The sequence below is a fragment of the Campylobacter taeniopygiae genome (genome assembly GCF_005406225.1).
GTDB lineage: Bacteria > Campylobacterota > Campylobacteria > Campylobacterales > Campylobacteraceae > Campylobacter_D > Campylobacter_D taeniopygiae.
Window position 1 is genome coordinate 1 of record NZ_NXLY01000013.1, and the last position, 13,044, is coordinate 13,044.

Genomic DNA, 13,044 nt, shown 5'->3' on the forward strand with positions numbered 1-13,044 from the left:
GGGGGAAAGTAGCTCATTGCGGACTTGTTAATTATTCTACTTCTTATTTTAATCTTCTTAGAGTATTTAATCTTTTAAATATAAAATAGTTTAGTTAATCTTTATTGTTAGTTTGGTTGTCTATATAGGGTTTAGGGTTAGGGTGTTTGTAAAAAATAGTTTTTAAAGATAATTTTAAAAGAATTATCTATTAAGATAATATTTTTTAAATTTATAAATCAGTTTAAACCCTAGTTTGTCCTATGAGATTATTTAATCTATCCATTATAGATCCAACATAAGAATTAATACTTTCACTACTTGCTTTCCAGCCATTAGCAATGGCTTGTTTAATCTCAGCGTCCAAAGCCCAATTGCCTAAAGCTTGCTTGGGAGATATACCCTTTTCATACATATAAAGCTCTCCATCTGCTATACCACGTTCTGCCCAATATCTAAAAAAGTCTTTAAAAGCAGTTTTATCTGTCATAATTGCATCAATATTAATTGCAGGACCGTTAAAACTCTCTTTAGCCATAGCTGTATTGTAAGCTTCTACTTTTGGATTAAGAGTAGTATTTGGACTATATAAAACACGTCCTTCTTGAGATTTTATTAAACTCATAAATAAGTCTTCTCTAGTATAAGTTCCATCTTCATTTTTTGGATAAAATGACATATCAGGTTTAAAATCACATTCATACTTAGCTTGAGAAACATTTTTTATTTCTTCTAAGGATAAACCTAAGGTTTCAGGTTTAATACCTGATATTAAACCTCCAGAATCAGAATAAATGCTATCTGCTTCGTCAAATTGTTCTGAGGTTTTATAAACATTAGAAATTCTAACATCAGAATAATCCGCTATACTTTTAATAGCAATGTCATTATTTCTTATAGGATCAGGATTTTGAAAAATACCATAACCATTATAAAATCCATTTATAGAGTATCCTTTGGGCATAGTATTAATATCTGCTTCACTAAAACTTGTTTTATCACTTGGAAAGCTTTGACTTAAAGCATTAGAAAAAAGATTATAGTATTGTTTGATGGTTTCAGCCATATCTATATTGTCATAGTATTTATCCACACCTAGATATTCTTTTATATCAGAGACATTATATTCAGCCACTCTCTCTATCTCATCCAAAGTAGATTTATGTATCTTAAAATCTTTTGGTAATCCTGCAGCCTCATTAAAATCTTCTCCCATATAACCATCTTTATCTACACTATAACCATAGGCTGTATTATTACTTATATCTGCTTGTTTGAATTTTAAAGTATAAATAGAGTTTTTAAATTCACTAGATATATCATAATTAGGAGAGTTTGTTTTAGTATAATAATTCTTATTGATATTATTAATAGAATTTGATTGATTGTCTAATACTTCACTTCTTATTAAAGTTTGTGAATTTTTATTTTCTATATCATTTAATTTAGTAGCATTTTGTTTTAAGAAAGCATTGGCAAAATTTATTTTTGAATTTTCTTTACTTTCTTTATTAGCTTTTGCTTGTGAAAGTATAGAACCATAGTTTGAGTTATCATTAATACTGAAGATACTCATATTTATTCCTTTGATTTTAGAATTGTTCTGCCTTCAAATCTAAATATCTTAATTAAATATAAGCAAAATTTGTTCCACTTTGGATTTATGATTTTTTGTTTGAGTAGGGTTTTGAAATGGTTTTTTAGAAGGTTTTAGGGTTATGTTATCACACTTTAATATTCACACTTCTATGTTTAGTTTTAGCTTTAGAACTTAATTTACTAAGATGATTAGAGTTGGAATTGTTATCATTAGAATTATCATTGCTATTAGAATTGTTATTTGTATTGTCATTATCTATTTTTACATTAAAAAGAATTTCTAATTCTTTTGCTAAATCAAATTTATTTTCAAGAAGTTTTTTTATGAGTTCATTTCTTATATTATCATCTTTATAAGTTTCTTTGTTTTTGCTTTCTGCTTGGATGGGTTTGAAGGGTTTTTGAGTATTGTCATCTTGTGTTTTTTTATTTTTATTATTTGAAATGCTTTGTCCACTAGCAATATCTATGCTATAATCAATTCCTTTGGCTTTTTCTTCTGCTTCCAAATTTTCTATAAAGTCATCATATCTTTCTTTAAAATCTAAATATTTAGTTTTAAATTCATTCAAGCTCATATTAGAATTAATCATTTCATTGTATTCTTTAGCAAAATCTCTAGCTTGTTGTGCTAATTCAGTATTGCCTATGTTTTGACTTCTTTTAATGTAAAGTTGCATTGAAAGACGTTCTTCAAGAGGAATCCATTCATCAGGATTGCTTGAATCTTTATAAAAAGCACTTTGAATTTTATTTTTATTCATAAAATTTTGAAAATCATTACGTTCTGCTTCGCTAACATTTTTATCAACTAAAATTTTTCCAAGCAATTTGGTATCGCCCTCTAAAAAATTAGTTGTTGCACCATAAAGTTGGGAATTTAAAAAGCCCATTAAAACTCCGCCCTTATCTATACTTCCATCTTCATTAATATAAGCATTTTTGTTTAATCTTGTATCTCCATTATTACTAAAAATATTATCAGTATTAATATCTTCAAAATATGAACCATTCCAAGTATTGAAACTAGCATATATTGTGTCTTGAGAGAAATCTATTTTTTCATATTCGTCTTTAGTGTAAATTTTAGTTATATTGTAATTTTTATCCATACTAAAACCATAAGGAAGGTTTTTTAACTCTTCTTGAGAAAAACTTGAATTTGAAGTTTGAGGTATGAGTTGTGAAAAAGCTTTATAAGCATTTCCTATAGTTTTAGCTATATCAACCTTATAATGTGTAGAAAAAATAAAATTATCACTTTCTTGAAAATTCACAAAACTTTCCATATCTTTAGCATAAATCTTATAATCTTTTGGTATTCCTGCAGCTTCATTGAAATCACTAGTAAAAAAACCATCTTCATCTACACCATAACCTAGTATTTTATTAACAGCCTTAGATTTATCACTTACTAAATTTGAATTTATTTGTTTTAATGAGGTATTGTTTGAAATATTATTATTATTTAAATTTGTGTTGTTGTTTATTTCTTTATTGTTATTATTATCTACTGAATTATTTGTTTTAGAATTCTTTTTATTAGAATTTAAAGTATTTGTATAGTAATTATAATTTGAGTAAGAATTTATATTATTTATCATTTTACTGCCTTTTAGTATATTGATCATTTCTACCTTATATATCGGTAGAAATGATGAGAAGTTTATGATAATAATATTTTTATAGAAATAATGATGTACGTTTATAAATTTGTTTTTAATCGTTTTAAGTTTTAAAATTATTTTTTAAACTCTTTTATCTATACCTTTTTCATTAAGTTTTTCCATAAGTTCTAAAATATCTATTCCATTTTCTTTTTGAACTTTTAAAAATTGTTCCCAAAAACTATTTTTTATTTCATCTTTATAAGTTTCTTTGTTTTTACTTTCTGCTTGGATGGGTTTGAAGGGTTTTATTTCTTGTTCTTGTGTAGTTTGCATTTCTTGCTGAATATCTTTTCTGCTTTGCTCGGCAATTTCACCAAATCTAGCTTCGTGTTTGGTTTGAAGATCTAACCATTTTTGTTTAAATTCTTCTACACTCATACTTGTGTGATAAATTTTTACATATTCTTTTTGTAAGTCTTCATCCATCCAATGCACCGAAGCTTTATTTTTTGCTTTAAAATCTTCAATTTCTTTAAAATCTTCTCGGCTTAATTCACCCTTTAAAATCTGATCTTGTATAGAGCCTTTAGCAATAGGAATTTCTTTTGTAAGTTCATCATAATAATCTTTGTAAGATTTTAGTAATTCATCTAAATTTGCAACATTTGACTTTTTTTTATCATTTGGAGTTTGAGCGGTATTTTTATCACTCAAACTCCAGTCATTCGTTATACTTATTCCAAAAATACCCAAACTATTCATATTTTACCTCCTAGGATACCAACCGCCAAGAGCACTTTTATATTTATTTGCCATTTTCTTGATCGCCATAATTATTATTTAGCATTTAATATCGACAAAATACAAATTTTTATTAATATCAATAAAATATAAAAATTAAATTTTACTAATACATTCTTTAAAGGTTTTTCCGCGTTCTATATAAGAACTAAATTGATCTAAACTAGCACAAGCTGGGCTTAAAAGAGCGACTTCATTTTTTTGAAGAACTTTTGAAATTTCTTCTACAGCTTTGCTTAATATTTCGCATTTGATTATTTTTATATTAGCATTTTTAGCATAATCAAGCATTTTTTGCGTGCTTATGCCTATAGCATAAAGCGTAATGTCAAATTTTTTCATAAATTCAAATAAAGTACTTAAATCAACCCCTTTATCATCTCCGCCGATGATTAAATGGATTTTTTTATCTTTGTACCGATTTAGCGCCGCCATAACAGCACTTTCATTGGTTGCTTTCGTATCATTTACCCAAAGTCTTCCTTGGGTATCAAATAATTCTTCAAGTTTATTTTCTTCAAGGATAAATTGATTTAAAAGATCATAACTTAAGGTATCTAGTAAAATTTTTTCTATAGCTAAAGACATAACAGCATCAAGCAAAAAAGGACTTTTAAAAGAAATTTTACCTATATCAATACCAAATTTACTTGCTAAATCTTTTTCATCTTCATAAGAAACAATATAGGCTTTAGTAGGGGTGTTCTCATAAATTTTTGGCAAAATTGCTATATCGCATTCATTCATTCTCTCTAAAACGCTGAGTTTATCTTTGACATAGTTTTCAAAATTTCCATGCCACGAAAGATGATCTGCGCTTATAGGCAAAAGAACGTAAATTTCAGGTTTGGCAATATGGGTATAATGAAGAGTAAAAGACGAAGTTTCAAGCACCCAAAGTTTAGCATGAGTATCAAGTTTGGCTAAAGGAGTTCCAATATTTCCTCCCATTATTGCGCCTACGTGTGATAATAAATGCGTTGTCATTTGCGTGGTTGTCGTTTTTCCATTTGTGCCACTAATCCAAACAGATCTTGGCATAGCATCATAAAAAAAGTCATATTCGCTTTGTAGATTTTTTGCTTTTTTTATTAATGCATGGTTTGGTGGAAAACCTGGGCTTGGAATTTCAAGATCGCTTGAATTTTGATCAAATTCTTTAGGGTTTAAAAGATAATTACCTAATTCATCTTGAGTTGTATTTTTAAAATTATCATCATAAATATTAAAAACGCCAAATTTATCAGCAAGATTTTTTGCTATAGCCTGTGTTGTTTTTCCATATCCAAAAAGAGAAATTTTCATCAGCGTAACTTTATGGATGCAAGTGCGAGTAAATTTGTAAGAAAAGCGATCATCCAAAAGCGCACTATGATTTTATTCTCTACCCATCCTACTTTTTCAAAATGATGATGAATAGGTGCCATTTTAAAAACTCTTTTGTTAAAAATTTTAAAGCTTCCCACTTGCAAAATAACTGAAATGGTTTCAAGAACAAAAACAAAACCTATAAGCAAGAGTAAAACTTCATTTTTGCTGATGATAGCTAAAAAGCCTATAAATCCTCCGATAGCCAAACTTCCACTATCTCCCATAAAAACTTGAGCTGGATAGCAGTTATACCATAAAAATCCCATTAAAGCTCCAATCAGCGCAGCACAGATAATGCTAACTTCGCCCAAACCTTGAATTTTTGGTAAAAGTAAGTATTCGCTATAGTTAAAATTTCCACTCAAATATAAAAGAATACCTAAAGTTGATAAGGAAAAAATACTAGGTACGGTTGCTAATCCATCAAGTCCATCGGTTAAATTTACAGCATTTGAACTTGAAATTAGAACTAAAACCCAAAAGAAAAGTGCAAAAATTTCCATGTTAAAAAGAGGATATTTGTAAAATGGAATATAAAATTCAGTGTTAAATTGAGAACTAAAATATAAAGGTAGGACGCAAATTAAACCCGCACCAATTTGGGCTAAAAGTTTCATTTTTGGACTGAGTCCTGAGTGATTATCTTTTTTTAAAACTTTGCCAAGATCATCAACAAGGCCAATAAGGCAAAAAAGAGTAAGACAAAGTAAGGAGCTTATAGCAAAAACATTTTCATATCTTATGCACAATAAACTTGCCAAAAGAGCGCAAAATATAAATACAAGACCACCCATAGTTGGAGTATGTGATTTTACCTTGTGGTTTTCAGGAGCATATTCATAAATAGGTTGATTAGCATTTTTAGTTTTTGCCCAAGCTATAAATTTAGGCATTAAAAACAAAGATAAACATAAAGCGATAAAAAACGCAAAACCAGCACGCACACTAATATAAGTAAAAAAAGCATAATTGCTTAAATCAGAAAGATAATACAAATTGAACCTTCTTTTTGGTTTTTAAAAGCTTAATTTTATTAAAATGTAACCAAAAAAATTCTTATAAAGTTTAGAATAATGAAACAAAAATGTATTTTAGTGATTACAGATGGAATAGGTTTTAATCAAGATAAAAAATTCAATGCTTTTGAAGCAGCAAAAAAACCTACCTATGAAAAGCTTTTTAAAGAAGTGCCTTATTCTTTATTAAAAACCAGTGGTTTGGCAGTGGGTTTGCCTGAAGGTCAAATGGGCAATAGTGAAGTAGGTCATATGTGTATAGGCAGCGGACGGATTATTTATCAGAATTTGGTGCGGATCAATCAAGCTATTCAAAATGATCAGCTTAAAAACAATTCTAATTTAAAAAGTTTATTGGCAAAATGCAAAAAAATTCACATTATAGGGCTTTATAGTGATGGTGGAGTGCATTCTATGGATACGCATTTTAACGCTTTACTTGAAATTTGTGCTAAAAATGGCAATGAAGTTTTTGCGCATGCTATCACCGATGGACGAGATGTAGATCCAAAAAGTGCTTTAAATTTCATTAAAAATTTGCAAGAACATTGCGATCAATTAGGAATCTGTTTTGCAACTTTATGCGGGCGTTTTTATGCGATGGATAGAGATAAGCGTTGGGATAGAATTCAAGAATATTATCAATGTTTAATGGGTGAAAGTCAAAGTAGCAATGATTTTACAAAATATATACAACAATCTTATCAAGATCAAATCACAGATGAATTCATAAAAGCGGTCAAACATAAGGACTATAAAGGGATGGATGAGAATGATGGGTTGATTTTCATTAATTTTAGAAACGATAGAATGAAACAACTTGTTGAGGCATTAAATTTTCAAGATTTTAAAGAATTTAAACGAGATAAAATTTTTCAAAATTTATTAACCATGAGTGTTTATGATGATCGTTTTGATATCCCTGTAATATTTCAAAAAGAAAAAATTCAAAATACTTTGCCAGAAATAATTTCTAAAGCAGGATTAACTCAACTTCATACGGCTGAAACTGAAAAATACGCCCATGTGACCTTTTTCTTTAATGGAGGCAAAGAAGAGTTATTAGAAAATGAAACAAGAATTTTAATTCCAAGTCCTAAGGTTAAAACTTATGATGAAAAACCTCAAATGAGTGCTTTTGAAGTATGTGATATCGTAAAAAAGGGGATCAATAAGGGCGAAGATTTCATCGTTGTTAATTTTGCAAACGGTGATATGGTAGGACATACTGGAAATTTTGATGCGGCTATTAAAGCTGTAGAGACGGTGGATACTTGCTTGGGTGAAGTGATTGAATGTGCTAGAAAAAATAATTATGCTTTTATTATTACAAGCGATCATGGAAATTGCGAAGCTATGCAGGATGAAAAAGGTAATTTACTCACCAACCATACAACCTTTGATGTTTTTGTATTTATAGAGGCAAATGGAGTGCAAAAAATTAAAAACAATATGGGGCTTAGCAATATAGCTGCAAGTGTTTTAAAAATTTTAGATTTAGAAATTCCAAAAGAAATGAATAAAGCTTTGTTTTAATTGATTTGCTTTTTTCTTTTTAAATTTGTTAAAATTCTGACAAATTTAAAAGATTAATTTTTAATAAGGATAAAATGATGAAATTTAGCGGAAAAAACGTTTTAATAACAGGTGCAAGTAAAGGTATAGGTGCTTCTATTGCAAAAACTTTAGCTGATTTTGGACTTAAAGTTTGGATTAATTATCGTTCAAAACCAGAATTAGCGGATGCTTTAAAGGATGAAATCATTGCAAAAGGTGGCAATGCAGCGGTGATTAAATTTGATGCAAGCAAAGAAGATGAATTTGAAAATGGTGTGAAAACTATCGTTGAAAGCGATGGAGAGCTTAGTTATCTTGTAAATAACGCGGGTGTTACCAATGATAAATTGGCTTTAAGAATGAAGTTAGATGAATTTAGTTCTGTTGTGGATGTGAATTTAAATTCAGCATTTTTAGGATGTAGAGAAGCTTTAAAAACAATGAGTAAAAAGCGTTTTGGTGCTGTGGTTAATATCGCTTCTATTGTTGGGGAAATGGGAAATGCAGGACAAGTAAATTACTCAGCAAGTAAAGGCGGAATGATAGCCATGACAAAATCTTTTGCTAAAGAGGGAGCAAGTAGAAATTTACGTTTTAATTGCGTAACTCCAGGTTTTATAAAAAGCGATATGACTGAAGTTTTAAGCGAAGAAATTAAAAAAATGTACCAAGATGGCATTCCATTTAAACGTTTTGCTGAACCTGAAGAGGTGGCTTATTGCGTCGCATTTTTATTAAGTGATTATTCTTCTTATATTACAGGAGATGTGCTTAAGGTTAATGGCGGTTTGTATATGTAAGGAGTTGTGATGAATTTAGAAGAAATCATGCAATTTTTAGATAATAATCCACCTGCTTTTTTAGCAACTCTAGGTACTTGTGGAAATCCTAGAGTTCGGCCTATACAGAGTCCGCTTTTATTTAAGGATAGAATTTATTTTTGCACTTCAAATACTAAAGGACTTTATAAACATATCAAAAATTATAATGGAATTGAGTTTTGTTCTTGCTCTAAAGAGGGAACTTTTTTAAGGCTTAGAGCTAATGCGATTTTTGAATCTAATTTGGAAGTTAAAAAAATGATGTTTGAAAAATATCCTTATTTAAAAAAATTATACAATACTCCAGAAGATTTAAGATTTGAAGTTTTTTATCTCGATAATTTAAGTGCTAGAATGCAATTTAGCAATGGAGAATTTAAAACCTTAAAGTAAGAAAATCTTACTTTAGGTTTAAATATTTGTTTGCATTTTTAAAGAATGCTCCCAAAAAGCAATTTCCAAACGCACGACATTATGAAAAATTGAATTAAGTTTTTTAAATTTTTCTTCAGAAATTTGATCACTATAAGAATTAACAAAATCTTCAAATTCTTTTACTGTTGCTTGAAATTCTTGACTTGAATAAGTTAAAATCCATTCTTTATAAAGATGGTTTTGCAACTTTTCTTTTGAGATATTTTTGCAAATTTCATTCCCTATGTATCCATAGCCTATTGCGCAAGCACTAAGAGCAATTAGCATGTCTAAAAAATCTCCATTTTCACCCACGCTTAATATATAACGCGAATAAGCAATATTAATAAGACTTTCATCTTTTTCGTTAAAATGACTTGTATCAATGCCTAATTCCAAGATACTTTTATGAAGTTCCAATTCTCCTTCTAGGGTGTAATTTTGAAACTTAATGGCAAAACGCAATTCCTCTACCGTATTAGCATTTAAAGCAAGTCTTGCATAACATTTTGAGTAATTAATAAGATACATATAATCTTGCTTTAAATAGAAAAGAAATTGTTCTTTGCTTAAAGTTTCATCTTCAAGCCGTTTTACAAAATTATGATGTATATACTCATTCCAAATTTTTAAATTTTCTTTGATAAGTTTTTGAAAGAGCATTTTTTATCCCCTTGGTTGATTTAATTTTTTTAAAGTATAATCAAAAACTATAAATATTTTAAGTTTTTTATAGTAAAATACGCTTTATTTTTTAATTTTTTATTTTTAAGGAGATATAAATGGCAACATTTGATGATGTAAAAGCAGTAGTAGTAGAACAATTAAGTATTGATGCAGATACAGTTAAAATGGAATCTAAAATTATTGAAGATTTGGGTGCAGACTCTTTAGATGTTGTAGAATTGATTATGGCTTTGGAAGAAAAATTTGAAGTTGAAATTCCAGATAGCGATGCTGAAAAACTTATTAAAATTGAAGATGTTGTAAATTATATTGACAATCTTAAAAAGTAATTTTTATTAACTTTACAAGGAGTTTATTCTTGAAAAGAGTCGTGGTTACAGGCATTGGGATGATCAATGCCCTTGGTTTAGATAAAGAGAGTTCTTTTAAAGCTATTTGCGAAGGTAAAAGTGGGGTAAAAAAAATTACCCTTTTTGATACAACAGATTTTCCAGTTCAAATAGCGGCAGAAATCACTGACTTTAATCCTTTGGATGTTATAGATCCTAAAGAGGTAAAAAAAGTAGATCGTTTTATTCAGTTAGGTATAAAAGCTGCTAGAGAAGCAATGCAAGATGCTAATTTAAAAGATAATTTTAATCAAGAAGAATTTGGCGTAGTATCTGCTGCTGGTATAGGAGGTTTGCCTAATATAGAAAAAAATTCGATCATCTGTTCTGAACGAGGACCGCGAAAAATTTCTCCATTTTTTATTCCTTCGGCTTTGGTTAATATGCTCGGTGGCTTGATTTCGATCGAACATGGACTTAAAGGGCCAAATATTTCTTGTGTGACTGCTTGTGCCGCTGGAACTCATGCTATCGCTGAAGCCTATAAAAGCATTGCTTTAGGTACTGCAAGTAAAATGCTTGTTATAGGTGCTGAAGCTGCTATATGTCCAGTAGGAATAGGTGGTTTTGCTTCTATGAAAGCTCTATCAACTAGAAATGATGATCCAGAACGTGCCTCAAGACCTTTCGATAAAGAAAGAGATGGTTTTGTTATGGGAGAGGGTGCAGGTGCTTTGGTTTTTGAAGATTATGAAGAAGCTAAAAAACGAGGGGCTACTATTTATGCAGAATTGGTAGGTTTTGGTGAAAGCGCTGATGCCCATCATATCACTTCTCCAACTTTAGATGGTCCTTTAAGAGCTATGAAAAAAGCTTTAAATATGGCCGGAAATCCTAAAGTTGATTATATTAATGCACATGGAACTTCAACTCCGGTTAATGATAAAAATGAAACTGCTGCCATTAAAGAGCTTTTTGGTGCTAATGTTCCATTGGTTAGTTCTACAAAAGGACAAACAGGACATTGTTTAGGAGCTGCTGGAGCAATTGAAGCGGTTATAAGCATCATGGCTTTAAGAGATGGTATTGTTCCACCAACTATAAATCAGCTTGTAAAAGATGAAGAATGCGATTTAGATTATGTTCCAAATTCTGCCAAAAAAATGGATCTAAAAGTAGTAATGAGTAATTCTTTTGGCTTTGGTGGCACTAATGGTTGTGTCGTTTTTAAAAAAGTAGATTAAGATGGCTTCATATTTAGAATTTGAAAAAAATATTCAACAACTTGATGAAGATATTGCTAATGCACAAATCAAGGGAGATGTTGATGCCATTGTTATTTTAAAAAAAAATCTTGAAAAAGAAATTATCAAAACTTATAAAAATTTAAACGATTATGGTCGTTTGCAGCTTGCTCGTCACCCTGATCGTCCTTATGCTCTTGATTATATAGATCTTATATTGCAAAATGCACATGAAATACATGGAGATCGTGCTTTTAGAGATGATCCTGCTATTGTTTGTTTTATGGGATATTTGGGCGATAAAAAACTTATTGTTATCGGTGAGCAAAAGGGTAGAGGAACTAAAGATAAAATAGCAAGAAATTTTGGAATGCCGCATCCTGAGGGTTACCGAAAAGCTTTAAGAGTTGCGAAGCTTGCAGAAAAATTCCAAATTCCAATTTTGTTTTTAATTGATACTCCAGGTGCTTATCCTGGTATTGGTGCTGAAGAGCGTGGTCAAAGTGAAGCTATTGCTAAAAATCTTTATGAATTTAGCGATTTAAAAACTCCTACTATAGCTGTAGTGATTGGAGAAGGTGGTAGTGGTGGAGCTTTAGCTATAGGAGTTGCTGATAAACTTGCTATGATGAAAAATTCTGTTTTCTCTGTTATTTCTCCTGAAGGTTGTGCGGCAATTCTTTGGAATGATCCTAGTAAAATCGAAGTAGCAACTAAAGCAATGAAGGTAACTGCAGATGATCTAAAAGAGCAGGATTTGATTGATGATGTTATAGAAGAACCCATCAATGGTGCACATAGAGATAAAGAAGGAGCTGCTATTGCTATTGCTAATTATGTAAAAAAAGCATTAGATGAATTAAATACAATAAATCCAAATGAGCTTGTGGCTAATCGTATGCAAAAAATACTTAAACTCGGAGCTTTTTTAGAAGTTTAATTTATTATTTTATCTTAATTTAAAATACCCGCGATATCATTAATAAAAAATTATTTTTTTATATCAAAGGTTTTTTAATGGCATTTAAAAATTTAAAAGAAATATTGTTTGATCATTCCGAATATATTAAACCTAAACGTTTTTCTTATGAAAGTAATGATAGATATTGCACTTGGGATTTTATAGAAGCAAAAGATAGTGTTTCTATACTTTTATATCATCAAGAATTTAAAAGCTTTGTTTTTGTTCGTCAATTTAGAATACCTCTTTGGTATCATCAGATCCATCATGAAAGTTATCAAGGTAAAGAAATAGGATATACAGTAGAACTTTGTTCCGGTTTAGTAGATAAGAATTTATCTTTAGAGCAAATAGCCAAAGAAGAATGTGTGGAAGAGGTTGGATATTGTCCTAAAAAACTTGAAAAAATTAAAGATTTTTATACCGGTTTTGGTTCGGGGGTAAGTAAGCAAAGTCTTTATTTTGCAACTATAAATGAAAATGATAAAATTTCTGATGGCGGAGGAATAGATGGAGAGCAAATTGAAGTTATTTTTGTAAAAATTGAAGAATATGAAAAATTCTCACAAGATATTATTTGTAACCCTTTGTTAGATTTTTCTTATTTGTGGTTTTTAAAAGAAAAAAAAGATTTTTACCTTTAAAAAAGGTAAAA

13 protein-coding genes are annotated in these 13,044 nt (G+C 29.6%); 7 read left to right on the plus strand and 6 right to left on the minus strand.

What is annotated here, in order from left to right; genetic code table 11:
* Positions 1-223: 223 nt before the first annotated feature.
* The 5 genes from CQA75_RS06860 to mraY all read right to left on the minus strand — a co-directional run bounded on the left by CQA75_RS06860 (position 224) and on the right by mraY (position 6,355).
* Positions 224-1,555 (minus strand): Cj0814 family flagellar-dependent secreted protein, encoded by a 1,332-nt coding sequence (locus CQA75_RS06860; RefSeq protein WP_137624282.1) that lies wholly within the window; start codon positions 1,553-1,555, stop codon positions 224-226.
* Positions 1,556-1,703: 148 nt separating this feature from the next.
* Positions 1,704-3,182 (minus strand): Cj0814 family flagellar-dependent secreted protein, encoded by a 1,479-nt coding sequence (locus tag CQA75_RS06865; protein WP_246023782.1) that lies wholly within the window; start codon positions 3,180-3,182, stop codon positions 1,704-1,706.
* A 144-nt stretch (positions 3,183-3,326) separates the two neighbouring features.
* Entirely contained in the window at positions 3,327-3,950 is a 624-nt protein-coding gene (locus CQA75_RS06870; protein ID WP_137624283.1) for a hypothetical protein, read from the minus strand.
* 135 nt (positions 3,951-4,085) lie between these two features.
* Positions 4,086-5,294, minus strand: a complete 1,209-nt coding sequence (murD, locus tag CQA75_RS06875) for a UDP-N-acetylmuramoyl-L-alanine--D-glutamate ligase (RefSeq protein ID WP_137624284.1) — start codon at positions 5,292-5,294, stop codon at positions 4,086-4,088.
* On the minus strand, positions 5,294-6,355 hold the full coding sequence (gene mraY, locus CQA75_RS06880) for a phospho-N-acetylmuramoyl-pentapeptide-transferase (protein WP_137624285.1): 1,062 nt from the start codon (positions 6,353-6,355) through the stop codon (positions 5,294-5,296). Before mraY ends, murD begins: the two co-directional genes overlap by 1 nt.
* Positions 6,356-6,433: 78 nt before the next feature.
* Here mraY and gpmI point away from each other — a divergent pair, with 78 nt between their 5' ends.
* The 3 genes from gpmI (at position 6,434) to CQA75_RS06895 (ending at position 9,147) form a co-directional block, all read left to right on the plus strand.
* Positions 6,434-7,912 carry a 2,3-bisphosphoglycerate-independent phosphoglycerate mutase gene (gpmI, locus tag CQA75_RS06885; RefSeq protein ID WP_137624286.1) on the plus strand — a complete coding sequence of 493 codons (1,479 nt, stop codon included), beginning with the start codon at positions 6,434-6,436 and terminating at the stop codon, positions 7,910-7,912.
* A gap of 77 nt (positions 7,913-7,989) precedes the next feature.
* Positions 7,990-8,733 carry a 3-oxoacyl-ACP reductase FabG gene (gene fabG / locus CQA75_RS06890; protein WP_137624287.1) on the plus strand — a complete coding sequence of 248 codons (744 nt, stop codon included), beginning with the start codon at positions 7,990-7,992 and terminating at the stop codon, positions 8,731-8,733.
* Positions 8,734-8,739: 6 nt separating this feature from the next.
* A complete protein-coding gene (locus CQA75_RS06895) occupies positions 8,740-9,147 on the plus strand; it encodes a pyridoxamine 5'-phosphate oxidase family protein (protein ID WP_137624288.1) in 408 nt (135 codons plus the stop codon).
* Between the two features lie 18 nt (positions 9,148-9,165).
* Here CQA75_RS06895 and CQA75_RS06900 read toward each other — a convergent pair whose 3' ends face one another.
* Positions 9,166-9,831, minus strand: coding sequence for a TenA family protein (locus tag CQA75_RS06900; RefSeq protein WP_137624289.1), 666 nt, complete (start codon positions 9,829-9,831; stop codon positions 9,166-9,168).
* 119 nt (positions 9,832-9,950) lie between these two features.
* Between CQA75_RS06900 and acpP the strand changes: the two genes are divergently transcribed.
* The 4 genes from acpP (at position 9,951) to CQA75_RS06920 (ending at position 13,033) form a co-directional block, all read left to right on the plus strand.
* Entirely contained in the window at positions 9,951-10,184 is a 234-nt protein-coding gene (acpP, locus tag CQA75_RS06905) for an acyl carrier protein (protein WP_137620899.1), read from the plus strand.
* Between the two features lie 29 nt (positions 10,185-10,213).
* Complete coding sequence (locus CQA75_RS06910; RefSeq protein WP_137624290.1) at positions 10,214-11,428, plus strand: beta-ketoacyl-ACP synthase II; 1,215 nt, start codon at positions 10,214-10,216, stop codon at positions 11,426-11,428.
* Between the two features lies 1 nt (position 11,429).
* Positions 11,430-12,368 carry an acetyl-CoA carboxylase carboxyl transferase subunit alpha gene (gene accA, locus CQA75_RS06915; RefSeq protein ID WP_137624291.1) on the plus strand — a complete coding sequence of 313 codons (939 nt, stop codon included), beginning with the start codon at positions 11,430-11,432 and terminating at the stop codon, positions 12,366-12,368.
* Between the two features lie 77 nt (positions 12,369-12,445).
* Positions 12,446-13,033, plus strand: a complete 588-nt coding sequence (locus tag CQA75_RS06920) for an NUDIX hydrolase (protein WP_137624292.1) — start codon at positions 12,446-12,448, stop codon at positions 13,031-13,033.
* Positions 13,034-13,044 lie beyond the last annotated feature (11 nt).

Excerpts from the sequence above, each read along its gene's own strand:
- CQA75_RS06860 (WP_137624282.1), bottom strand. The coding sequence starts at position 1,555 with ATGAGTATCTTCAGTATTAATGATAACTCAAACTATGGTTCTATACTT.
- CQA75_RS06865 (WP_246023782.1), bottom strand. The coding sequence starts at position 3,182 with ATGATAAATAATATAAATTCTTACTCAAATTATAATTACTATACAAAT.
- CQA75_RS06870 (WP_137624283.1), bottom strand. The coding sequence starts at position 3,950 with ATGAATAGTTTGGGTATTTTTGGAATAAGTATAACGAATGACTGGAGT.
- murD (WP_137624284.1), bottom strand. The coding sequence starts at position 5,294 with ATGAAAATTTCTCTTTTTGGATATGGAAAAACAACACAGGCTATAGCA.
- gpmI (WP_137624286.1), top strand. The coding sequence starts at position 6,434 with ATGAAACAAAAATGTATTTTAGTGATTACAGATGGAATAGGTTTTAAT.
- fabG (WP_137624287.1), top strand. The coding sequence starts at position 7,990 with ATGAAATTTAGCGGAAAAAACGTTTTAATAACAGGTGCAAGTAAAGGT.
- CQA75_RS06900 (WP_137624289.1), bottom strand. The coding sequence starts at position 9,831 with ATGCTCTTTCAAAAACTTATCAAAGAAAATTTAAAAATTTGGAATGAG.
- acpP (WP_137620899.1), top strand. The coding sequence starts at position 9,951 with ATGGCAACATTTGATGATGTAAAAGCAGTAGTAGTAGAACAATTAAGT.
- accA (WP_137624291.1), top strand. The coding sequence starts at position 11,430 with ATGGCTTCATATTTAGAATTTGAAAAAAATATTCAACAACTTGATGAA.
- CQA75_RS06920 (WP_137624292.1), top strand. The coding sequence starts at position 12,446 with ATGGCATTTAAAAATTTAAAAGAAATATTGTTTGATCATTCCGAATAT.